This window comes from Arthrobacter sp. NPDC057259 (assembly GCF_042668995.1).
Classification (GTDB): Bacteria; Actinomycetota; Actinomycetes; order Actinomycetales; family Micrococcaceae; genus Arthrobacter.
The window spans coordinates 384,616-405,337 of the sequence record NZ_JBHUYA010000001.1 but is presented as its reverse complement, the minus strand read 5'-3'; the positions used below and the strand labels follow the sequence as shown (position 1 = coordinate 405,337).

The window sequence follows — 20,722 nt, the reverse complement described above, 5'->3', positions numbered from 1 at the left end:
TACAGGGACCGCCAAGGTAACCGCTACGCGGCGGTCAGGGTCCGGAAGTCGCCGTCCGCCAGTGCCGCGTACCGCCCGTACGCGCCCAGGACCGCCGCCTCCACGGCGTCGACGTCGAGGCCCGGCACCAGGTCATCCGCGGCGCCCGCCGTCGCCGGGTCCCAGTCGAGGCCGAGCGCCGCGTAGCTGGCCTCCAGCACGGCCCGGATGGGCGCCGAGTCCGAGACGATCACCGCCGAGCTGAACAGCCAGCCGCCGGAGACCACGCGCTGGGCCGTGCCCACCAGCTTGATCCGGTGCGACGGGTCACGGCGATCGGTGCCGTGGACGCTGAATTCGCCCGGGCAGTACTCCCCCGGGATCTCGCCGACGGCTGCGTCCACCCCGGCGTCCCGGAGCGCCTCTGCCAGCAGGCCGCCGAAAAGGGCGAACCGGGCCTTGGCGCCGGCGATCGCGTCGGCGTCGGGCTCCAGGTGGTCGATCACCAGGCTGCCCGGGTGGTACGCGGCGGCGCGTCCCCCGGCCTTCCGCACCAGGGGTTCGAAGCCCAGGTCCCGGCAGGCCCGGGCAGCGGCCTCGAAGCCGGGCAGGTTGGCGTCCCGCTGGCCGAACGCCAGGGTGGGGACGGGCCGGTAGAGCCGCAGCAGCGGCCCCGCCGCCCCGGTCTTGACCCGCCGCAGCAGCTCGAGGGCGAAATCGAGGTCTTCGGCAGCGCCGAGGGAGGAGGGCTGACGGAACACGGTGAGGCTCCGGGGGTCGGCCTGCTGCATGTGGTTATGCTCCCTTATGGTCTTTCTGCAATTCCTGGTGGTGGCCGCCGCGTTTGCCGTCATCGACGCCGTCTGGCTGAAGTCGACGAGCAGGTTCTACCGCCGCCACCTGGGCCACCTGATGGCCGACAAGCCCCATCTAGGCTACGCCGTCGTGTTCTACGTGCTGTACATCGCCGGGATCGTCTTCTTCGCCCTGCGCCCCGCGCTCGACGGCGGCGGCTGGGCCGCCGCGTTCGGCTACGGCGCGGCGCTGGGCGGCTTCGCCTACGCCACCTACGACCTGACGAACGCCGCCACTCTGAAGAAGTGGCCGCTGGTGATCGTGGTGGTGGACATCGCCTGGGGCGTGGTCCTCACCGGCCTGGCCACCACGGTGGGCTGGCTGGTCTTCCACTAACTCTTGCGCAGCGTCAGGATCTGCTCGGCCCGGCCGAACGGACCCTGCAGGTCGTGCAGCACCGTGGAGGTCAGCCCAATGCCGTCCGTACCGAAGGACACCTCGTTGTCCAGGCCCAGCCACTGTCCCTCCGGCAGCCGGTACATGTGGATCTGCAGGTCCAGGTTGGGGAAGACGTAGCTGCCCTTGCCCGGCGGGACCCGGGCCGCGATGCCGTTGGCGGTGTCCACCAGGCCGATCAGCCGGGCCAGGTCGCCGCTGTCGTTGCGGTCGGTGAGCGGGTGGTCGGTGTGCAGCCAGACGGTGCCGGACCCGGCCCGGTGTCCCTCGGCGATGCGCATGCTCAGCGACGCGATGTACCCGCCGGGCCAGACCTGCGCGGCGTCGTAGGGTTCGCAGTCCTCCGGTGCCGGGATCCGCGGGTCCTCGAAGGCGGCGATCGCGGTGGTGTCGGAGGTGATGATCCGCCAGGCCGTGGCCCGGATGGCGACGCGGCCGCCGGCGGTCAGTTCCGCCTGGAGCAGTTCGATGGTCCGGCCCGGGCGCAGCGTGGTGGTGGTGATTTCGAATTCGCCGCCCGGGATCAGTCCCAGGATTTCGTAGCTGATCCTCGCCATCCGCATGTCCGGCCGCGGGTCGTGCCGGGAGAGCGCGTCGGCCATGATGCCGGAGGCCGGAGCCATGTGCTGCTCGTGGACATTCCAGGCGCCCTGGGCGTGGATGGTCGAGCGGTAGCGGCCTCCGCCGAGGACCTCATAGTAGAAGTCACCCTCGGCCAGCTCGGGCATTTCAGCAGTCAACGGTGACCCTTTCGCAGCAACGTAATCGGAGAATTCCACCACCCTATCGCCTCCCCGCGACGCCGGACTGGGTAGACTCGGGTGCAGGTTTACCCCGACTATGCTGCGAAGAGGTGCTCCCCCTGATCCGAGTTATCAGCTACAACCTCCGCAAACACAAGGCCAGCGGCGAACTTGAGGCGCTGGCCCGCGACTACAAGGTGGACGCCTTGTGCCTGCAGGAGTGCGACACCGAAGACCTTCCCGAAAGCATTGGAAACCTGAAACTGGCCGACGCCACGCGTGGCAACCGGCTGGGCCTGGCGATCTACTACAGCACGGACCGGTTCACCGCCGGCGATACCAAGACCTTCTCGCTGAAGAAGTCCGTGCACGACCGGGTGCTGGCGCCGGCGCATGAGCGGCTGATCGGCACGCGGATGGTGGACAACCAGACGAACCACGCCCTGGTCATCGCCTCGTTCCACGCCGCCCCGTTGACGGCGTCGAACTCGTTGCGGCGCAACCAGATCCATGCCGCCCACGGCGAGTTGCTCAGCATGGGCGGTGGGCTGATGACGCTCATGGTGGGCGACTTCAACTACCCGTTCTTCACGAAGTACCTGACGGAGCAGATGAAGGACGCCGGCTACGAGCTCTCGCTCAGCGACCGGCGCACCTACACCCGCTACAAGGTCTTCAAGGGCCACTTCGACTTCGCCACCTCGCAGGGGCTGGTGATCGAGAAGGTGGAGACGCTGCCCCGCGGCGCGTCCGACCACCTTCCCATCCTGATCTCGGCCGAATACGGCCAAAACCCCGAGTAGAAGTCGATAGCGGAACGGCCGGGCTGGTCAGGCCCGGCCGTTCCGCGTTTAAACCCGCTACTTCGAGCCCGGCTCGTTCTGCTCCACGTACTCGTCAGGGTCGACGTCCCGGGCCTTGATGCCGCCGGCGTGGGCTGCCTCGAAGGCGTAGAAGGACACGGCCAGCTTGTGCCGCAGGTCCAGGTCCGCGTTCAGCCGGAAGTCGGTGAGGCCCTCGCGTTCCTCCTCGCCCATGTGCTCGCTGTTGGCCTCATTCACCTTCGCGACGGCGGCCCACCACTCGTCGGAGCCGGCGTCGTGCCGCCCGACGTCGGCGATCGCGTCCCGGATCTCGTTGTGGTCGTGGATGGCGTCGGTGGTCTCGTCCTCCGGTGAGTCCTTGCCGCCCTCACCCGTGCCCAGCGCCAGCAACTCCGGATAGAACAGTTCCTCCTCGGCCTTGGCGTGGACTTCCAGCAGGATCTGCAGGCGGTCCCAGACGGCGGCCAGGTCCACGGGGGCTGCACCGCGCATCTCCTCCAGGATCGCGAACATGCGGCGCTGGTCGTGGTGGTCGTTGAGGATGACGTCGGTGATGTCCATGCGTGCTCCTGCGGGGTTTTCGGCCGTGTCCCGCCCGCGCTGCGGCGGAGGGATCGGCGGCGTGTGCCGGCGGCGGGGTGCCGTTGCTCCGATGCTAGTGCAGGACCCGCGGGCGGTGCCGCCCGGCCGGGGAAGTTCCGGCGTTTCAGGCAAACATCGCGTGAACAAAGCACGGACGGACGTGAAAAACAGGCAGTTCCGTAACCTTCCCGTGATCTACTTTTGGGCGTCATCCTGCGGTCCGGGCACTGTCCGGGGCCAGCGGGATGTGGCAGGCCGGAGCCTACGACGGGACCGTCGGGAATCCGGCTGCCTCCGGGGCGGGGACCCCGGGACCGTAACTTTTCCGTCGCTTCCAGCGATTACCCCTGCGCAGGACCGGCTGACGACAGCAGCCAGAATGTCCGGCCCGATAACGAAGGAAATGATCACGTGACTTTTTCCAGACGGAGTTTTCTCGGAGTGGCGGGAGCGACGGCGGCTACCGCCATTGCAACCACCGGCACGGTCCGTGCCGCGACCGCCGCCGCCCCGAACCTGCCCGCGCCCGAAGCGTCCGGCATCGAGCACATCATCGTGGTGATGATGGAGAACCGCTCCTTCGACCACTTCCTCGGCTGGCTGCCGGGCGCCGACGGCACACAGTCCGGGCTGAGCTTCAGGGACCGTTACGGCATCCCGCACTCGACCTACCACCTGACCGATTTCCAGGGTTGCGGCCACCCGGACCCGGACCACTCCTACGAGGGCGGCCGGATCCAGTTCAACAACGGCAAGAACGACGGCTGGCTCCGGGCCGGCGAGAACGACGAATTCGCGGTCGGCTACTACGACGCCCCGGACCTGGACTTCTGGCGCCAGGCCGGACCCGACTGGACCGTCTGCGACCGCTACTTCGCCGCGACCATGGCCGAGACGTACCCCAACCGCTTCTACCAGCACGCCGCCGCCACGGATCGGATCCACAACTCCACCGTGACCGCCACGCTCCCCACCATCTGGGACCGGCTGGCCGCCGCGGGCGTGGCCGGGAAGTACTACTACGGCGACATCCCCTTCACGGCGCTCTGGGGCACCAAGTACCAGCCCATCTCCCACCCCTACGCGGACTTTCTCACGGACTGCTCGGCCGGGACCCTGCCGGCCGTGTCCTTCGTGGACCCGCGCTTCACCGACGAGGGGTCCGGGACCTCCGGGGACGACCACCCACACGCGGACATCCGCTCCGGCGAGACCTTCCTGGCCGAGGTCTACAACGCGGTCACCTCCGGCCCCGGCTGGGCCAACACCCTGCTGGTGGTCAACTACGACGAATGGGGCGGCTTCTACGACCACGTCGCCCCCGCGGCGGCTCCCGACACCGCGGACACGACTGCCCTTCGCGGCTTCCGGGTCCCCTCCCTGGTGGTCTCCCCACGCGCCCGCCGCCGCTACGTCGCCCACGGCGTCTACGACCACACCTCTGTCCTCAAGGCCATCGAGTGGCGCTGGAACCTGCCGTCCCTGACACCGCGCGACCAGGCTGCCCGGAACATCGCTGAGGTCCTGGACTTCGGCACCCCCGCCAACCTCGCCGCCCCCAAGTACTTCGTCCCGCCCTTCGTGGCCGGCCCCGCCTGCACCCCGGTGGGACCGCCACCGGAAGAGGAATGGTCCGGACTGAAACAGAAAGCCCTCGCCGACGGATGGAAACTGCCGTGAACAACACCACCAGCAACGCCAGCATCAGTACGCACGCCGCCCCGCGCCGCGGCCGCCGGATCCTGAAGCGGTTCGCCGCCGCCTCCGCGCTCGTCCTCGCCGCCGCGGGCATCGGCTACGGCTCCGCGTCCGCCACCGCGGGCGCCCCCGCCGCCGCACCGCAGCAGGCCGGAACCGCCGTCCCCGCCGCCACCCAGACCGGCGGTTACCTGCCCGGGGCCAAGCACCTCTTCGTGATCAACCTAGAGAACAAGGGCTACGACGAGACCTGGGGCCCGGCGTCGGCCGCCCCGTACCTGTCCCAGACGCTCCGTAGCCAGGGCGTGCTGCTGAACCAGTACTTCGGCACCGCCCACAACTCCCAGCCCAACTACGTCGCGCAGATCTCCGGCCAAGGGCCGAACGCCCAGATGCAGTCCGACTGCCAGACCTACTCGCCGTTCGTGGGCACCGGTACCGCCAGCCCGGGCCAGGCCGTCGGCGCCGGCTGCGTCTTCCCCGCCAGCGTCCCCACCGTCGCCGGGCAGCTCAAGGATGCCGGGAAGACCTGGAAGGGCTACATGGAGGACATGGGCACGCCCTGCCGGCACCCCGCCCTCGGCGCCGTCGACGACACCCAGAAGGCCCGGGTCGGCGACCAGTACGCGGCCCGCCACAACCCGTTCGTCTACTTTGCCGGGATCACCGGTTCACCCGACTGCGCTGCGAACGACGTCGACCTCTCCAACCTGAGCACCGACCTCGCTTCCACCGCCACGACGCCGAATCTGTCGATGATCACGCCCAACCTCTGCCACGACGGCCACGACTCCCCCTGCGTGGACGGCCAGCCCGGCGGCCTGGCCAGCGCCGACGCCTGGCTCAAACAGTGGGTCCCGGTCATCACCGGCTCGCCGGCCTTCAAGCAGGACGGCGTCCTGGTCATCACCTTCGACGAGTCCGACGGCCCCCAGTCCGACGCCAGCGCCTGCTGCGGCGAGGGCCCCGGGCCGAACGCGGCCCTGCCCGGTATCACGGGCATGGGCGGCGGCCGGGTGGGCGCCCTGGTGCTCTCCCCGTTCAGCAAGGGCGGCACCTGGTCCACCACCCCGTACAACCACTACAGCCTGCTGGCCAGCATCGAGGACACCTTCGGCCTGCCCTACCTCGGCTACGCCGGGACCCCGGGCCTGAACCGGTTCGGCCTCGACGTCTACAACGCCGGGGTCTGAGGCACGGCGTCTAAGGCCGGGGGCTGAAACCCGCGGTGGCCGGTCAGTGGATGAGGCCGGCCACCAGGTTGATGGTGGTGGCGAGCACGATCGTGCCCAGCAGGTAGGACAGGAGGGCCTGCCGCAGGACGGTGGTGCGGATCGCGTCGGTCTTGAGGTCCGTGTCAGAGACCTGGAAGGTCATGCCGACGGTGAAGGCCAGGTACGCGAAGTCCAGGTAGCGGGGCAGCTTGTCCTCGTTGAAGTCGACGCCGGTCTTGTCCCGGTAGTAGATGGAGGCGTACCGGAGCGTGTACAGGGTGTGCACCAGGAACCAGGACAGCGCGACGCTGCCCACGGCCATGGCAATGATGGCCGCCTTGGTGCCGCCCTGGGCGTTGGAGGCATCCAGCAGGATCAGGGCGACGCCGCCGAAGCTCGCCACGGTGGCCACCAGCACCAGGCCGTCGGCCAGGCCGCGGCTGGGGTCCTCGCGGCGGGCGTGCGCCGCCGTCGCCTGCGTCTGCAGGCCGCCGATCACCGACCACACCCAGATCAGGTAGGTCAGGGACGCCGCCGCCCAGCCCAGCGCGGGCGCGTAGGCCCAAGACATCAGGGAGCCGACGGCGACAGCGGTGGCCACGCCGACCAGGACCATCACGAGGACCCGGAGCCGGGAGTGGTGGGCCCGGCTGTTGAAATTGTGGCCGCCATGGCCGTTCGCTACCTCTGCATTCATGCGCCGATCTTCCCAGCAGAGCCTCCCATTGCGGCGCACGGCGGGGCGTGTCGGCGCCGTTTCCTTCCAACGCCCCGGCCCGGCGGGTAGCGTGGGCGGGGCAGGCCGCGGCCCCGCCGCGGCTTCCCCCTGCCGAAGGAGTGCCATGCCCAGGTCCCACCGATCCCCCAAGCACGAGCCGGACACCGATGTGGAGCTCAACCCGCTCTTCAGCAGGCCGGGCGAGGCCACCACGTTTCCCAAGTTCCGGCTTCCCGACGGCGAGTCCCTCCCCGCTACGGCCTACCAGGTGGTCCATGACGAGGCGATGCTGGACGGCAATGCCCGCCTGAACCTGGCCACCTTCGTGGGCACGTGGATGGAGACCGAGGCCGCGAAGCTCTACGCCGAGACGTTCGACAAGAACATGATCGACAAGGACGAGTACCCGCAGACCGCCCTGATCGAGACCCGCTGCTGGCGGATGCTCGCCGACCTCTGGAACGCCCCGGACCCGGAGTCCGCCGTCGGGACCTCCACCATCGGCTCCTCCGAGGCCTGCATGCTGGGCGGCCTGGCCCTGAAGCGGCGCTGGCAGAACGCCCGCCGGGCCGCGGGCAAACCCGCGGACAAGCCCAATCTGGTCCTCAGCTCCGCCGTCCAGGTCTGCTGGGAGAAGTTCTGCAACTACTGGGAGGTCGAGGCCCGCTACGTCCCCGTCTCCGCCGAACACCCGGTCCTGGACGGCACCGACCTGGAGCAGTATGTGGATGAGAACACCATCGGCGTCGTGGCAATCATGGGCGTCACCTACACAGGCCGCTACGAGGACATCGCCGGGATCTCCGCCGCGCTGGACGCCATCGAGCACAAGCACGGCCACGACGTCCCCATCCACGTCGACGGCGCCTCCGGGGCCATGATCGCCCCGTTCCTGCAGCCGGACACGGTGTGGGACTTCCGGCTCCCCCGGGTCGCCTCGATCAACACCTCCGGCCACAAGTACGGCCTGGTCTACCCCGGCCTCGGCTGGGTGATCTGGCGGGACAAGGACGCCCTGCCGGAGGAGCTGGTGTTCCACGTCAGCTACCTCGGCGGGGACATGCCCACGTTCGCGCTGAACTTCTCCCGCCCCGGCGCCCAGGTGCTCCTGCAGTACTACCTCTTCCTCCGCCTCGGCTTCGAGGGCTACGCCTCCGTCCAGTCCGCCTGCCGCGACGTGGCCACCTACCTCTCCGCGGAGATCGGCGCCATGGAGGCGTTCACCCTGTGGAGCGACGGCTCGGACATCCCTGTCTTCGCATGGCAACTGGCCGACGGCCACACACGCAACTGGAACCTCCACCACCTGTCGGAGCGGCTGCGGATGAGCGGCTGGATTGTTCCCGCCTACCCGCTCCCGGACGGCCTCGGCGACATCACGGTGCAGCGCGTGGTGGTACGGAACGGCTTCACGAAGGACCTCGCGGCGAGCTTCCTGGCCGACCTGAAGAAGGAGGTCGAGTACCTGGACTCCCTCGACGCGCCGATGCCCTCCCAGGGGCAGAACCCGGCCTTCCACCACTGAGGATTCTTAAGCGATTCTTAACCGGTGCCGGGGACACTGGAAGAGGCGCGCCACCGCGCGCCAGCGCCCCCGACACGGAGGATTCCATGACAGGACCCGCCCCACTCGATCGATCAGCCGAGCGCCACGGTTCTTCCGGCACAGGTTTGGCCGGCACCGGTCCATCCGGCACGGCCGCCGGCCGGTTCTGGCCGCTGCCCCGGCAACGCCACTGGCTGCTGCTGGCGATACTGCTCTCCGCCGTCGTGGTCGCCCTCGGCGTCACGGTGAAGCTGCTGCCCGGCGACACCGCGGCCGAGCTGGGCATCGACCAGAACCTCAGCCAGCACCACATCGCCGTGCTGACCGCCGTCGCTATGGCCATCAACCTGGTCTTCGGCCCGGTGGTGGGACTTGCCGTCGTCGCCGTCATCGCGCTGGTGATCTGGCTGGTCCGCGGTGACCTGGTCAAGGCGCTGGCCTTCGGGCTGGTGGCCTGCTCCGGCTGGGCGGCCAGCGAGGCGTTCAAGCTCCTGATCGCCCGGCAGCGCCCGGACCAGGGCCTTCTAGTGGACCCGCTCTCCCCCGAGACCGGCTCCAACAGCTTCCCAAGCGGGCACGTGTCCTTTGCCGTGGCGCTGGCGTTCGCCCTGTTCTTCCTGGTCCGCGGCACCCGCTGGGCCCGGCCGGTCGCCGTCCTCGGCGCCGTGGTGGCCGTGATCGTGGCCTGGTCCCGGCTCTACGTCGGCGTGCACTACCCCACCGACGTCACCGCCTCGTTCCTGGCCGCCAGCGCCGCCGTCCTGGTGGTCACCGGCCTCTGGAACCGGTTCGGACCGGCCCTGGCGGAACGGATCCCCGCCGCCCTCCGCTCTCCCCGACGCTAAAGGACCCCGCCCGTGCACAGCATCGTCCACGCCACCACCCTGGCCCCCGGCCTCGTCGCCGGCGCCCCCTCCCTGCTGGATCCCGCGACCATGCTCTCCGGGTTGGGACCGGCGGCCCTCGGCGTTATCGCCGCCATGGTGTTCATCGAGTCGGGGGTCCTGTTCCCGTTCCTGCCGGGCGATTCGCTGCTGTTCACCGCCGGGCTGCTGCACCGTGAACTGGAGCTGGGCCTGCCGGTGCTGATCGGGGTGATCACGGCCGCCGCGATCGCCGGCGACCAGGTGGGCTACTTCCTCGGCCGGACCTTCGGCCGCCGCTGGTTCAAGGACGACGCGCGGATCCTCAAGACCGCCCGCCTTACCGCCACCGAGGACTTCTTCCGCCGGCACGGGGGCGCCGCCGTCGTCCTGGCCCGCTTCGTCCCGATGGTCCGCACCTTCGCGCCGCTGACCGCCGGGATCGGCCGCTACGGCTACCGCTCCTTCACCCTCTGGAACATCGTCGGGGCCCTCGCCTGGGCCACCTCGGTGACGCTGCTGGGTACCTGGCTGGGCCACTACGCAATCATCGCGAACAACATCGACATCATCGCCATCGCGATGGTCCTGGTCTCGGTGCTTCCCTGGCTGGTCCAGTTGCTCCGGCGGCGCCGCGGCGGCTCCCGTGGTTCCTCGGGCACAGACGCGTCCGGCACGCCTGCCGACGACGACGCGACGCGGGACGGCGGGGACGACGGCGGATTCCGGGATCGCGTGTCCGGGGACGGGGTGCGCACCGCGGCGGTGGAAGACTAGCCCCATGCCGCTGCCCGCCCTGCTGCTGGTCGAGGACGATCCCGTCCTCGGCCCGCTGATCGCCGAACTCCTGGAACCCGACTACCGGGTGGTCCTTGCCGCCAGCGGACAGGAGGGCCTGCACCGCGGGCTGACCGGGGCCTGGGACGTGATGGTGATCGACCGCGGACTCCCTGGCCTGGACGGCATCGGCCTAATCGGTGCGCTGCGCGCCAAGGGCATCGCGACGCCGATCCTGATCCTGACGGCGCTCGGCGACCCGGACGAGAAGGTCCGGGGCCTGGACGCCGGTGCCAATGACTACGTCACCAAACCCTTCGACGCCCGCGAACTCGCCGCTCGGCTCCGGGCCCTCACCCGCACGTTCGCCCCGCCGCAGGTCACCGTCCCCATCGGCGGCTGGGAGCTGGATCCCGGGGCGCGCCTGGTCCGCTCCCTCTACGGCCAGACCGTCACCCTCACCGCCAAGGAGGCCGAACTGCTGGCCGCCCTCGCCACCGAACCGGGGCGCGTGTTCACCCGGGACGAGCTGTTGTCCCGGTACTTTTCCCCGACGGACCAGCCGGGTGTGATCGACACCTATGTCCACCACCTCCGCCGGAAGATCTCCAAGTCCGTGGTCCGCACCGTCCACGGGCTCGGCTACCAGATCGGCGACCCCGAATGAGCAGGTTGATGAGCAGGTTTCCGCGGGCGGGTGTCCATGAGTAAGGCAACGGCGGCCGGGCCGAGCCCGGACGAGATCACGCTGCGCCGGGCGGCCCTGAAGGTGGCCGTGCGGATCAGTGCCGTCAGTGCCGTGCTGGTGCTGGCGCTCCTGGCGGTGGCCACCGCGTATCTGGTGCATAAGCTGTCCCAGCCCACCCCGCTGCCGGCCACGGGCGCCGGAACAACGTACGCCTATGTGGACTCGCGCGACATCCTCGAGGCCATGATCATCGCCGGTGTGGCGGGCATCGCCCTGGCCGGACTGGCGGGGTGGCTCAGCGCCCGCAGCGCCATCCGTCCCCTCGGCGAGGCTCTGGCGCTGCAGCGCCGCTTCGTCCAGGACGCGAGCCACGAACTGCGCACCCCGCTGGCGATCCTGGACACCCGCATCCAGCTGGCCCAGCGTGACGCGGAGGGAGATCCGACGGCGCTGCGCAACCTGGCCCGGATCCGCGCGGACACGGCCACACTGACCGGGATCGTGAACGAGCTGCTGCTGGCTGCGACGGCGGCGGCCCCGGAACCCGGCGCTCCCCCGGTGGAGCTGGCCGGCGTCGCCGAGTCCGTCACGGAAAGCCTGCGGCAGTTGGCCGACGGCAAGGGCATCGTGCTCGACTTCGAGGCCAACGGCCGCCCCCGGGCGCGGATCGAGGCCAACGCCCTGCGGCGGGCGGTGCTGGCCCTGGCGGACAACGCGCTGGCGCACACCCCCTCCGGCGGCCGGGTCCTGATTAGGGCCGCGGAGGAGGACGGGTCCGCCGTCATCACCGTCTCGGACACGGGGCCGGGCATCACCGGGGTGGACCAGGACCGTATCTTTGACCGGTTCGTCCACGCCGCCCGGCCCGTCGGGTCCGACGGCGGACGCGGCTTCGGGATCGGGCTGTCGCTGGTGCGCGAGATCGCGATGGCCGCCGGCGGCACGGTTTCGGTGGCCGGCACCGGTCCGGAGGGCACAATGCTGCGGATCGAGTTGCCGGCCGCGACGGACTAGGCAGCCACAGCAGGGCTCAAAGGGCCTGACCGGCCCGCCTAACGTGGATGCAACCGCTTACAGCGCGGCGCTGGTCTCCACACGCTTCGCCGGGCTGGTCCCCGCGCGGTTCTCCGCACAGTCGCAGGCCGGGGCACCGGCGGGTTCCACGTTGGTCCGGGCCAGGAGGGCCTCCACCACCTCGGCCACCAGGTCTTCCTTGTCGCGGCGCTTCGCGTCCTCCATCTGCGCCACCTCCACCCGGGCAGCCTGCCACGCGGACCAGTGCCCGGATACCAGAGCCCAGAGCGAGAGCGCCGAGACGTAGACCACCGAGTCCAGCCAGCCCATCATCAGCGAGATCGGGATCATCAGGATCCAGATGATCGCCAGCCAGCCGTTCACGCGCCGCATGAAGACAGGGTCGCCCTGGACCATTGCCCAGAGACTCTTGATCGGGCCCACGCATCCTCCTTGGTGACTACACGGCGGAGCGGACCGCCTCCGGGACCTTATCCACGCAGGCTGGGAGATTGCTGGCAATTTCCCAGCCTGGAAGGCGGAGCGGGAAGCGGGACCCGAATGGCCCGGCGGGACTACTCTCAGTCCATGCTGAGATATCCCCGCGGGGTCGGATCCGGGGAGGACCGGGCCGCGTGAGCTTCCTGACCCTGGCGCTGATCGCCGTCGTCGCACTGGCCGGTCCGCTGCTGGCCCTGCCGGGCCGCTGGCATCTGCCGGTGGTGCTCGGGGAACTGCTGGCCGGCATCGTGATTGGCCGGACCGGGCTGGCCCTGGTGGACCCGGGTGACCCCACGTTCAGCCTGCTCGCCAACATCGGGTTCGCCCTGATGATGTTCGTCGCGGGAACCCACGTCCCGGTCCGGGACCCGGTGATCCGGACGGCCCTGGGACGCGGGGCGGGACGGGCGCTGCTGGCCGCGGCCGCAGCTGCGGCAGCAGGGACCGGCCTGGGGCTGCTCTTCGGCACCGGACACGCCCCGCTCTACGTGGTGCTGCTGGCGTCTTCCTCCGCCGCCCTGGTGCTGCCGATCGTGGACTCGCTGCGCCTGGGCGGGCCGCACGTCGTTGCCATGATGGCGCAGGTGGCCATCGCCGACATCGCCTGCATCGTCGCGTTGCCGCTGGCACTGGACCCGCCGAACGCGGCCCGCGGCGCGTTGGGGGCTCTCGCCGTGGCCGCGGCCGCCGTCGTCCTCTTCTTCGGCCTGCGCGCTCTGGAGCGCAGGGGCACCCGCCAGCGCGTTCACCGGCTCTCCGAGCAGCGGAAGTTCGCCCTGGAACTGCGGATACAACTGGCGCTGCTGTTCGCCCTCGCCGGTATCGCGAACCTGGGCCGGGTGTCGGTGATGCTGGCGGGCTTCTCCTTCGGTCTGGTGGTCGCGGCCGTCGGGGAACCACGGCGTCTGGCCCGCCAGCTGTTCGCCGTCAGCGACGGGTTCCTGGGGCCGGTGTTCTTCGTCTGGCTGGGTGCCACCCTGAACCTGCGCGACCTGGCCGGCCGGCCGGAGATGGTGGCTCTCGGACTGGCGTTGGGGCTGGGGACCGTCGCGCTGCACGCCGGGCTCAGGGCGGTGGGCCTGCCGTTGCCGCTGGGGGTCATGTCCGCGGCGCAGCTGGGCATCCCGGTGGCGGCGGCCAGCATCGGCACCCAGCTGCATGTCCTGCTTCCGGGCGAAGACGCGGCCCTGCTGCTGGGCGCGTTGGTCACGATCGGGGCAAGTGCGGTGGCCGGGTCCCGGGCCGCGGGGACGTTTGGCCCGCCGCCCGGGGCCGATACCCGGTAGGCGTCCGACGCCGTCAGTCGCGGAGGGCAATGACCTGGGCGGAGTCCGGGGTGTCGGCGATGACCAGCACCCGCGGAGCGCTGATCCCGGCGAGCGCGCCGGCGAGCGACCGCGGGGCGGCAACGTCGGCGACGGCGGCGACGGCGGGCAGCACCGCGCCGGACGGGAAGACGCCGGCCCGGCGCCACACGGTGACCGGGGCCCCGGCCTGTTCCTCGAGAATCCGGCGGAGCGGTTCGGGGTCCGCGGCGGTGACCAGGATGATCCTCCCGATGCGGGTACGGGCCGCTGGTGCCTCGGAGTCCTTGAGGGTCCTGTCCTGCCGCCAGACGGAGAAGTGGTAGCCGGAGGCCAGCCCCGCTGCCACCAGCCAGCCCAGCGGGGCGCGGATCCTGTCCACCACGCTGCCGCCGGTGATGTCCGCGAGCGCCAGTTCGAAGAGCCGGTAGCCGATCACCAGCAGGGCCGCCAGCGCCACCGCCGCACTGAGCCCGAAGACGGTCACCAGGTAGACCCGCCGGCCAGGCGTCACGCCCTGCGTTTCGTGTTGCTCCCGGGGCCGCCAGGTACGCCACCAGACCAGGCCGCCCACGGCGAGCGAACTGATCCCGCCCAGCAGCAGGGTCAGGGCACTCCCGCCGCCGGGTCCCTCGCCCGGTGGCGTCTCCGCCAACGGGGACACGGCCAGGGAGAGCGCGGCGTTGAGCACCACGCCGATCCCCGATGCGGCGGCCGCCAGCGCCACCCCCGAGGTGATCAGGGTCCCGGCCCGCCCGACCCGAAGCGAACGGCCGCGTGCCGCCGCCCGGTGGTACCGCCAGACGAGGGCGCCGACGGCGGTGGCGGCGAGCGCTGCGCCGAGGGGAGACAGCAGGCCGGTCAGCGTCTCGGTCCGGTCGAACGCGAGCCGCAGCAGCACGAACAGCACCGTCCCGGCGCCCCCGAGCGCCAGCAGCCCGGCGGCGAGGACGCCCGCCAGCAGCAGGGCCACGTCGGCGAAGCCGCCCCTGAGCCTGCGGGCCCCGCCGCGGAACCAGTGCCACCACCACAACAGCGCTCCCCCGGCGGCCCACACCGTATTCCCCAGGACGGCCCGCCACCACGGGTCCGCGGCGCCGGTCAGTTCCATCGAGCCGCGCAGGGCGACGTCGAACAGCCCGGAAAGGGCCGCCACCGCCGCGCCCGCCCCGATCGCCAGCCCCGCCGTCGTTCCGATGACCCCCGGTACCTGCGCGAGCGCCAGCGGCCCCTTGGCCGGGTGCCGCCACATCCACCGGTGCCACACCCACACCAGGAACCAGGTGACCCCCACCGCGAGGGGCGGGCGCCACTGCGGCTGGGGCTCCGTGACCAGCGACGACGCCGCGGCCAGGAGTGAGGTGGTGGAGATCAGCAGCGACAGCGTATAGAGGGCGCTGACATAGAGACCCCACGACGGCGCCGCACGTTCGGCCTCCGCACCCAGGCGGCGCCACACCAGCCACCAGAGCAACGCAGCCAGCGGCCCACCCACGAGTGCGAACGCCAGGGACAGCGCCAGCCCGGCGACCCCTTCACCGGCCAGGACCTGCCCGGCGGTCAGTGCGCGTTCCAGCAGGCCGCCGGCCCCGTTGGCGGCGATCACCACCAGGGCCGCCAGCAGCACGTACACCACCAGCCGGCGGACCTTGGCCTGGGCGGTACTTCCGGCGGGAACCCGGACCGGCGTTGTGGTCATTTGACCGGTGTCCCGCCGGTGCAGGCCTGCAGACTGTAGGGAAGGTCGTCGATGGACCAGCCCGTGCCGGAGCGCACCAGCACGAATACCCCGTCCTCGGTGAATTCGGAGGGACCGAAGGGGCCTTCCCCGGCGGGGTGGACGATGGAGACCCGCACGGTGGCGGTGGGCCCCCGTTCGGTGGAGCCCACCAGCACCACCCGGGCCGCCTGAACCGTCCCGAAGTAGCCCGTGCACCGGGACTTGGCGTTCTCGGTCAAGTAGCCCTGCGCCGCCGTCAGGTCGCCCTCCACCACGGCCTTGCTGTATTGCTGGACCACGCCGGAGGGAGTGCCCGGGTCCAGCGGACGCGGCTGTCCGCGCAGCAGCACGGCCACCAGGGCCGCGACGATCAGCAGCACGATGGCCGCGGCGATGCCCACGAGGACCCGGTCCGGCTTCGGCTGGCTCATGCCGACAGTATGCGAGGACCACCCGCACCGGTCATGGTGTCTTTGGACCCTTTCAGCCCGGCCGGTCCGCCGCGAGTCTGGGACAACACGCCTTCTGCAGATGGTGGGACCGATGGGGACCTTTACCGCCAGGTTTGCCGCGTTCCTGGCCCTCGCCGCGGCCCTCGCCCTGACGCTCATCCTGGGACCCGCCGCGACCGGAGCGACGGCCGCGGCACCGGCTGCGGCGATCGTCACGGGCACCATCACCGCCGCCGTCCCCACGGGAGAAGTCCGCACAGACCTAGTCCGCACCGGCACCACGCCCACCGACGTCGTCGTCGTAGACCGGGCGGGCGTCCTGGACCTCGCCACCCTCCTGCCGGCGGTCCGGCGGATCGAGTTCTACCAGCCCACCAAGGTCGCGGTCTACACCTACAACGGCACGGCCTCGGACAACCTGAATGAGGAGGTGTTGCGCTACGCCCGGGCGGAGCACCCGGACTGGATCAGTCCCGACGGTCAGAAGTGGGCGGACGGGCTGTTCATTTTCGCGCTGGACCCGGTGGGCCGCCACGTCGGCACCTACATGGGTGAGGACCGGAAGGTCTCCCCCGGGGCACGGACGGACATCCAGGACGCGTCCAAGGACCTGCTCCGCGACGCGCAGTGGACGGACGGGACCATCGCCGGCATCCGCCGCGGCGCGGAACTGATCAACCAGCCCTGGTACCGCAGCGCCGCGTTCCTCATTTCCCTGTGGATCGGCGCGGGACTCGCCGCCGCCGGGGCCGCCGCCTGGCTCCTGGTCCGCTGGCGCACCCGGGTGGGGTGCCGCCGGGAGACCGCAAAGGGAGATGCCGCCTACGCCCGGGTGAGCATGGACCTGCCGGTCACCGAACTCAATGCCGGCACCATCCCCGCCGCCTCCCGCTACGGCGGCACGGTGCTGGAAAAGCACCGCAGTTTCCTCGGCCGGTACGATGCAGCGACGGCGCTCTCCAACCGGGTCCACGCCCTCACCCGACGGCAGCAAGGGAAACGCTCGTCCCTGGCGCTGGCCCGGCAGTTCGCGGACGCGGCCGCGGAACTGGACGCCCTGGATGACGTCATCTCCGACGCGAACGCGCTGCTGAACCGGAGCCCGCTCTGGCCCACCGCATGGGACCGCCAACTCGCTCCCTTTCGGCGGGACCTGGCCGGCATCGAGGACCTCCTCCGCAAGAGCCACGGCGCGGGCGACTCGGCGACCGCCGCCGCGCTGCGGTCCTTCCGCGACCGCAGCCAGGGCGACATGGAGGGCTGGACCGCGGACCTCGCGGGCGGCACCCTCGGCCCGGAGGATGCGCTGGACCGGCTCCGGGACGCCCGCACGGAACTGACCGAACTGCTGAACCGGCACGCGGAGACCGTGATCGAGGGTTTCGCCCGCACCGAACGGGAGGCGCGGCTGATGCGCCGGGAGATGGAAGAGGCCCGGTCCGGCACGGGCGGCAGGAAGCGGCCCGGCTACGAGCCCAGCATCCTTGGCACGGTCTACCCGTCCACCTATTTCTTCTCCGTTCCCGCGTTCTCCTCCGGCTTCACCACCGGGGTGACCAGCATCAATTCGGCCCGGGGCGGCACCACGGGGTACGGAGTCAGCGGGGGCAGCTTTTCCGGCTCCGGAAGCTCCTCCAGCTTCTAGGAAAACCGTATCGACAACCCCTGCGCAAGCGAGGATCGTAGGCCTTGTCCGTAGTTACCATTCCCTAAGGAAAGAGGCAGAGCGATGCCTGCTGTTGCTGTTTCCCAGTTGCAGGTGAAGTCCCATGACATGCCGGACGAAAAACGCCGCCCGGACAAGACCGAGGTGGATATCGTCACCCTCGACGACTACACAATCGGCCGTTTCACGTTCCAGCCGGGCTGGCGCTGGTCCGACTGCATCAAACCGGTGGTCCACACCGAAATGTGCCAGCTAAGCCACGTCGGCTTCTGTGTTTCCGGCAGACTCACCGTCGAGACCACCGACGGCAACCGGGCGGAAATCGCCGGCGGCCACTCCTACACCATCCCGCCGGGGCACGACGCGTGGGTCGAGGGCGGGGATCCGTTCGTGGGGATCGAATTCGTCAGCGCCGCGGGCTACGCGAAGCCCGGCGGATAGGATGGATCCTTGCGGAAGATCATCCTGTCCTTCCAGGTCTCCCTCGACGGCTTCATGGAGGGCCCGCACGCGGACCTCAGCTGGCACCGGGTTGATGCCGAACTGCACGAGCACTTCAACGACCAGTTGCGCACCATGGGCGCCTTCCTCGACGGCCGGGTCACCTACGAGCTGATGGCCGGGTTCTGGCCCACGGCGGACCAGGACCCGGACTGCCCGCCCGCCGTCGCGGACTTCGCCGCCATCTGGCGGGAGATGCCCAAGTACGTCTACTCCCGCACCCTGCCGGAGGCCGGCTGGAACACCACGGTGGTGCGCGACGTCGACGCCGGGCAGGTGCGGGCGCTCAAGGCCGCCCCCGGCGGCGACCTGGCCCTGGGCGGGGCGGAGCTGGCCGATTCCTTCCGCCGGCTCGGGCTGATCGACGAGTACTGGATCTACGTCCACCCCGTGCTGGTGGGCCGGGGAACGCCGCTATTCAAGGCCGCCGCCGCGCCAACCGACCTGACGCTGCTGGAGACCCGGACGTTCCGCAACGGCGTGGTCCTCCTGCGGTACGCGGCGAATCCCGACGCGGCGGACCAGAGCGCAGACGACAAAACCTCAGACAACGAAACCGGCGCCCGGCAGCCGTGAGGGGCTGCCGGGCGCCGGCCCGGTACTACTGAACGTTACTGCTGAACGCGCGGGTTAGGCCCCGGCGCGGACGAAGGTCACGCCGCCGGTGGCGGTCAGCCAGGACAGCGGGTGGACGATCGTCTGGTTGGAGCCGTTCATGCCGCCGCTGATCGCCTGGCCGTTGCCGGCGTAGATGGCGACGTGGCCGGACTGGACGATCATGTCGCCCGGCTGCGGGTCGGAGACGACCTTGCCGTAGTTGAGGAACTGCTGCGGGCCGAGGTCGCCCACCGGGATGCCTGCGGCGCCGAGCGCCTTCTCCACCATGGCGGTGCAATCCTGCGTGATGCCGATCTGGCTGTACGCGGCGGAAAGCATGGCGGCGTTGACGCCACCGGCGGGGGCGGCGGCCGGAGCCGGCGCCGGTGCGGCGGCCTGGACGGTCACCTTCGCCACCGGGGCGGCCGGGACCTGGGCCACGGGGGCCTTGACGACGGCGGGCGCGGCGGCAGGTGCCGGAGCCGGGGCCTCTACGACGGGCGCCGGGGTGGTGGCCACGGCCGGGCGGTCAAAGCTGATCTGCACGGCGGAGTCGGCGGTCACCGGGGCGGTAACCTTGCCGGCGACGTCGGCGTGCGAGACGGGTGCGGACTCCCGTTCGGCGGGGACGTTGCCGGCGGCGTTGGCCGCCATGCCGCTGGTCAGGACCAGGCCGGAGGCTGCGAGGACGACGGCGGCCTGCCGGCCCACGGTGCCGGTCGCCGCGGCGAAGGCGGCACCCCGACCGGTAGTTGCGGTGGTGCCGGGGCGCGCGTCAGTAGAGCGTGAAGTCATGATGTACCTCTCCCAAAGCCTGCGAGGTGAGCTGTCGGATTCGGATGGGAGACACCCGGCCGCGGGTCCGTCTGGGCGGACACTGCGCGGCTTCACCCCAAGACCCGCCCGTGGGCAGGTCGCGATTGGTTTCCCCGTCTCTGCCAGCTGGTTGCGAGGATGCCCTGGACCGCGGCAGAGTTAGGCAATCGGTCCGGGGGTGCCCGTCTCGGAAACCAACGGGCACCCTTCCACGGTAACGGCCATCCTCCCGAATGTCACATTAAGGTAACGGCAGAGGCGTCCCGGCGGGGCTACGATGATCCCACCATGTCCCGAGCGGAGGATCCGATGAATCCCCATTGTGTCGCGATCTGCCAGCTGAGTGATCAGCCGCAGGAAGACTTCGACGTGAACACCGAGCTGCTGGTTCTCGAGGGGAAGGAGATCCACGTCGCCACCTGGGATGCCGAGCCGCGCGACGGCGGCTTCGACCTGCACGTGCTGAACGACCGGGTGGACGCGCTGGGCTTCATGGTGGTGACGGACTGGGAGTTCCTGGACGGCAAGGCCTACGCCGTCGTTGAGCGCCGCCCCGCCTGAGTCCCGCCGCTTCGCGCACCGGATATCACTAGGCTTCGCCGCCCGCTTCCCGTTCGACGCGCTCGACGGCGTCCCTCACGATCTCCGCCGCCCCGCCGTCCGCCGTACCGTCCGCAGTGCCGTTGGCCAGGGCCAGGGCCGCCCGGCGCCGGAACCGTGCCCAGTCCCCGGCGCCCTTTCGGAGTTCCCGCAGCGGTGCCAGCAGGGCCGCGCGGCGCAGCCAGGGGTCGGGGTCGCGCAGCCACCGGTCAAGGACGGCTTCGGCGCGGGTCCTGGCCTGCCCGTCGAGCCCAGCGATGAGCGGCCCCACCACGTCAACCGCCAGTGGGTCCGCGAGGTCGGGCAGGTGCGCGCCGCGGAGGAAGCCCTCGATCCGGGTCAGGTCCGAGTTGTCCAGGTGCCGCAGGGCCGACTGTAGGAGCACGACGGCGGCCAGGCGGCGCTCGAACACGGGCACGGCCCACAGTTCCGAACTGAGCGCGGTGAGACCGTCCCGGTCCAGTTCCCGGTGCCGGCGGAGCGCATCGCGGACGGTGCCCCGGACGGCGCCAACGGAGGCGCCGTAGACAGAGAGCCCGGGCCCGAAGCGGTCCTGTCCGGCTTCGGCGCGCTGCCAGGAACTCTCACGCTGCAGTGTCGCGTCTATGAAGTCACCGGCCTCGCTCACCGTCCCATTCTTCCGCACCGGCCGTGGGCCCCATGTCCGA

General features: G+C 70.6%; 23 protein-coding genes and 1 riboswitch. Of the genes, 14 read left to right on the top strand and 9 right to left on the bottom strand.

The genetic code is table 11. The features are described from left to right. Positions 1 to 23: 23 nt before the first annotated feature. Positions 24 to 770 carry a biotin/lipoate A/B protein ligase family protein gene (locus ACFUCU_RS01955; protein WP_377970321.1) on the bottom strand — a complete coding sequence of 249 codons (747 nt, stop codon included), beginning with the start codon at positions 768 to 770 and terminating at the stop codon, positions 24 to 26. Between the two features lie 16 nt (positions 771 to 786). Between ACFUCU_RS01955 and ACFUCU_RS01950 the strand changes: the two genes are divergently transcribed. Beyond that, on the top strand, positions 787 to 1,170 hold the full coding sequence (locus tag ACFUCU_RS01950; RefSeq protein ID WP_290257696.1) for a DUF2177 family protein: 384 nt from the start codon (positions 787 to 789) through the stop codon (positions 1,168 to 1,170). Here ACFUCU_RS01950 and ACFUCU_RS01945 read toward each other — a convergent pair. Beyond that, entirely contained in the window at positions 1,167 to 1,970 is an 804-nt protein-coding gene (locus ACFUCU_RS01945) for a thioesterase family protein (RefSeq protein ID WP_377970319.1), read from the bottom strand. The genes ACFUCU_RS01950 and ACFUCU_RS01945 overlap by 4 nt on opposite strands. Before the next feature lie 125 nt (positions 1,971 to 2,095). On the opposite strand from ACFUCU_RS01945, the gene ACFUCU_RS01940 reads away from it, so the two are divergent. After that, entirely contained in the window at positions 2,096 to 2,776 is a 681-nt protein-coding gene (locus tag ACFUCU_RS01940; RefSeq protein WP_377970787.1) for an endonuclease/exonuclease/phosphatase family protein, read from the top strand. A 57-nt stretch (positions 2,777 to 2,833) separates the two neighbouring features. Here the strand turns inward: ACFUCU_RS01940 and ACFUCU_RS01935 are convergent, their stop codons facing one another. Continuing rightward, positions 2,834 to 3,358 (bottom strand): hemerythrin domain-containing protein, encoded by a 525-nt coding sequence (locus ACFUCU_RS01935; RefSeq protein WP_364135391.1) that lies wholly within the window; start codon positions 3,356 to 3,358, stop codon positions 2,834 to 2,836. Positions 3,359 to 3,790: 432 nt separating this feature from the next. Here ACFUCU_RS01935 and ACFUCU_RS01930 point away from each other — a divergent pair, with 432 nt between their 5' ends. Together ACFUCU_RS01930 and ACFUCU_RS01925 are read left to right on the top strand one after the other, a co-directional pair. Then, positions 3,791 to 5,059: an alkaline phosphatase family protein gene (locus tag ACFUCU_RS01930; RefSeq protein WP_377970317.1), complete on the top strand. Its 1,269-nt coding sequence runs from the start codon at positions 3,791 to 3,793 to the stop codon at positions 5,057 to 5,059. Next, complete coding sequence (locus ACFUCU_RS01925) at positions 5,056 to 6,270, top strand: alkaline phosphatase family protein (protein WP_377970315.1); 1,215 nt, start codon at positions 5,056 to 5,058, stop codon at positions 6,268 to 6,270. The genes ACFUCU_RS01930 and ACFUCU_RS01925 overlap by 4 nt, the downstream gene beginning before the upstream one ends. Before the next feature lie 43 nt (positions 6,271 to 6,313). Here ACFUCU_RS01925 and ACFUCU_RS01920 read toward each other — a convergent pair whose 3' ends face one another. Next, entirely contained in the window at positions 6,314 to 6,988 is a 675-nt protein-coding gene (locus ACFUCU_RS01920; RefSeq protein WP_377970313.1) for a DUF1345 domain-containing protein, read from the bottom strand. Positions 6,989 to 7,133: 145 nt separating this feature from the next. Between ACFUCU_RS01920 and ACFUCU_RS01915 the strand changes: the two genes are divergently transcribed. From ACFUCU_RS01915 to ACFUCU_RS01895, 5 genes are all read left to right on the top strand, one after another. Continuing rightward, positions 7,134 to 8,534: a glutamate decarboxylase gene (locus tag ACFUCU_RS01915; RefSeq protein ID WP_377970311.1), complete on the top strand. Its 1,401-nt coding sequence runs from the start codon at positions 7,134 to 7,136 to the stop codon at positions 8,532 to 8,534. Between the two features lie 86 nt (positions 8,535 to 8,620). Then, entirely contained in the window at positions 8,621 to 9,400 is a 780-nt protein-coding gene (locus ACFUCU_RS01910) for a phosphatase PAP2 family protein (RefSeq protein WP_377970309.1), read from the top strand. 12 nt (positions 9,401 to 9,412) lie between these two features. After that, positions 9,413 to 10,195: a DedA family protein gene (locus tag ACFUCU_RS01905; RefSeq protein WP_377970308.1), complete on the top strand. Its 783-nt coding sequence runs from the start codon at positions 9,413 to 9,415 to the stop codon at positions 10,193 to 10,195. 4 nt (positions 10,196 to 10,199) lie between these two features. Then, positions 10,200 to 10,862: a response regulator transcription factor gene (locus tag ACFUCU_RS01900; RefSeq protein ID WP_377970306.1), complete on the top strand. Its 663-nt coding sequence runs from the start codon at positions 10,200 to 10,202 to the stop codon at positions 10,860 to 10,862. Positions 10,863 to 10,898: 36 nt separating this feature from the next. Continuing rightward, positions 10,899 to 11,897 (top strand): sensor histidine kinase, encoded by a 999-nt coding sequence (locus ACFUCU_RS01895; RefSeq protein ID WP_377970304.1) that lies wholly within the window; start codon positions 10,899 to 10,901, stop codon positions 11,895 to 11,897. Positions 11,898 to 11,954: 57 nt separating this feature from the next. Here the strand turns inward: ACFUCU_RS01895 and ACFUCU_RS01890 are convergent, their stop codons facing one another. Continuing rightward, positions 11,955 to 12,341, bottom strand: a complete 387-nt coding sequence (locus ACFUCU_RS01890; protein ID WP_377970302.1) for a hypothetical protein — start codon at positions 12,339 to 12,341, stop codon at positions 11,955 to 11,957. A 191-nt stretch (positions 12,342 to 12,532) separates the two neighbouring features. Between ACFUCU_RS01890 and ACFUCU_RS01885 the strand changes: the two genes are divergently transcribed. Beyond that, positions 12,533 to 13,684, top strand: a complete 1,152-nt coding sequence (locus ACFUCU_RS01885; protein ID WP_377970300.1) for a cation:proton antiporter — start codon at positions 12,533 to 12,535, stop codon at positions 13,682 to 13,684. Between the two features lie 13 nt (positions 13,685 to 13,697). Here ACFUCU_RS01885 and ACFUCU_RS01880 read toward each other — a convergent pair whose 3' ends face one another. Beyond that, positions 13,698 to 15,401, bottom strand: a complete 1,704-nt coding sequence (locus ACFUCU_RS01880; RefSeq protein WP_377970298.1) for a DUF5671 domain-containing protein — start codon at positions 15,399 to 15,401, stop codon at positions 13,698 to 13,700. After that, positions 15,398 to 15,853 (bottom strand): hypothetical protein, encoded by a 456-nt coding sequence (locus tag ACFUCU_RS01875; RefSeq protein WP_290257682.1) that lies wholly within the window; start codon positions 15,851 to 15,853, stop codon positions 15,398 to 15,400. The genes ACFUCU_RS01880 and ACFUCU_RS01875 overlap by 4 nt, the downstream gene beginning before the upstream one ends. Positions 15,854 to 15,965: 112 nt before the next feature. Between ACFUCU_RS01875 and ACFUCU_RS01870 the strand changes: the two genes are divergently transcribed. The 3 genes from ACFUCU_RS01870 to ACFUCU_RS01860 all read left to right on the top strand — a co-directional run bounded on the left by ACFUCU_RS01870 (position 15,966) and on the right by ACFUCU_RS01860 (position 18,617). Then, positions 15,966 to 17,519 carry a DUF5129 domain-containing protein gene (locus ACFUCU_RS01870; protein WP_377970296.1) on the top strand — a complete coding sequence of 518 codons (1,554 nt, stop codon included), beginning with the start codon at positions 15,966 to 15,968 and terminating at the stop codon, positions 17,517 to 17,519. An 84-nt stretch (positions 17,520 to 17,603) separates the two neighbouring features. Continuing rightward, positions 17,604 to 17,981, top strand: a complete 378-nt coding sequence (locus ACFUCU_RS01865) for a cupin domain-containing protein (protein WP_290257681.1) — start codon at positions 17,604 to 17,606, stop codon at positions 17,979 to 17,981. Between the two features lie 9 nt (positions 17,982 to 17,990). Beyond that, entirely contained in the window at positions 17,991 to 18,617 is a 627-nt protein-coding gene (locus tag ACFUCU_RS01860) for a dihydrofolate reductase family protein (RefSeq protein ID WP_377970295.1), read from the top strand. Between the two features lie 54 nt (positions 18,618 to 18,671). Here ACFUCU_RS01860 and ACFUCU_RS01855 read toward each other — a convergent pair whose 3' ends face one another. Beyond that, positions 18,672 to 19,433 (bottom strand): NlpC/P60 family protein, encoded by a 762-nt coding sequence (locus ACFUCU_RS01855; protein WP_377970293.1) that lies wholly within the window; start codon positions 19,431 to 19,433, stop codon positions 18,672 to 18,674. Between the two features lie 2 nt (positions 19,434 to 19,435). Further along, positions 19,436 to 19,630: riboswitch (cyclic di-AMP (ydaO/yuaA leader) on the bottom strand. Positions 19,631 to 19,742: 112 nt separating this feature from the next. On the opposite strand from ACFUCU_RS01855, the gene ACFUCU_RS01850 reads away from it, so the two are divergent. Further along, a complete protein-coding gene (locus ACFUCU_RS01850) occupies positions 19,743 to 20,015 on the top strand; it encodes a hypothetical protein (protein ID WP_377970291.1) in 273 nt (90 codons plus the stop codon). A gap of 28 nt (positions 20,016 to 20,043) precedes the next feature. Here the strand turns inward: ACFUCU_RS01850 and ACFUCU_RS01845 are convergent, their stop codons facing one another. After that, positions 20,044 to 20,682, bottom strand: coding sequence for a DNA alkylation repair protein (locus ACFUCU_RS01845; protein ID WP_377970289.1), 639 nt, complete (start codon positions 20,680 to 20,682; stop codon positions 20,044 to 20,046). Positions 20,683 to 20,722: the final 40 nt, after the last annotated feature.

Bases quoted from the DNA above. Each gene is read 5' to 3' on its own strand.
- ACFUCU_RS01950 (WP_290257696.1), top strand. From the start codon at position 787: ATGGTCTTTCTGCAATTCCTGGTGGTGGCCGCCGCGTTTGCCGTCATC.
- ACFUCU_RS01875 (WP_290257682.1), bottom strand. From the start codon at position 15,853: ATGAGCCAGCCGAAGCCGGACCGGGTCCTCGTGGGCATCGCCGCGGCC.
- ACFUCU_RS01865 (WP_290257681.1), top strand. From the start codon at position 17,604: ATGCCTGCTGTTGCTGTTTCCCAGTTGCAGGTGAAGTCCCATGACATG.
- ACFUCU_RS01910 (WP_377970309.1), top strand. From the start codon at position 8,621: ATGACAGGACCCGCCCCACTCGATCGATCAGCCGAGCGCCACGGTTCT.
- ACFUCU_RS01900 (WP_377970306.1), top strand. From the start codon at position 10,200: ATGCCGCTGCCCGCCCTGCTGCTGGTCGAGGACGATCCCGTCCTCGGC.
- ACFUCU_RS01915 (WP_377970311.1), top strand. From the start codon at position 7,134: ATGCCCAGGTCCCACCGATCCCCCAAGCACGAGCCGGACACCGATGTG.
- ACFUCU_RS01955 (WP_377970321.1), bottom strand. From the start codon at position 770: ATGCAGCAGGCCGACCCCCGGAGCCTCACCGTGTTCCGTCAGCCCTCC.
- ACFUCU_RS01855 (WP_377970293.1), bottom strand. From the start codon at position 19,433: ATGACTTCACGCTCTACTGACGCGCGCCCCGGCACCACCGCAACTACC.
- ACFUCU_RS01935 (WP_364135391.1), bottom strand. From the start codon at position 3,358: ATGGACATCACCGACGTCATCCTCAACGACCACCACGACCAGCGCCGC.
- ACFUCU_RS01920 (WP_377970313.1), bottom strand. From the start codon at position 6,988: ATGAATGCAGAGGTAGCGAACGGCCATGGCGGCCACAATTTCAACAGC.
- ACFUCU_RS01870 (WP_377970296.1), top strand. From the start codon at position 15,966: ATGGGGACCTTTACCGCCAGGTTTGCCGCGTTCCTGGCCCTCGCCGCG.
- ACFUCU_RS01850 (WP_377970291.1), top strand. From the start codon at position 19,743: ATGTCCCGAGCGGAGGATCCGATGAATCCCCATTGTGTCGCGATCTGC.
- ACFUCU_RS01895 (WP_377970304.1), top strand. From the start codon at position 10,899: ATGAGTAAGGCAACGGCGGCCGGGCCGAGCCCGGACGAGATCACGCTG.
- ACFUCU_RS01880 (WP_377970298.1), bottom strand. From the start codon at position 15,401: ATGACCACAACGCCGGTCCGGGTTCCCGCCGGAAGTACCGCCCAGGCC.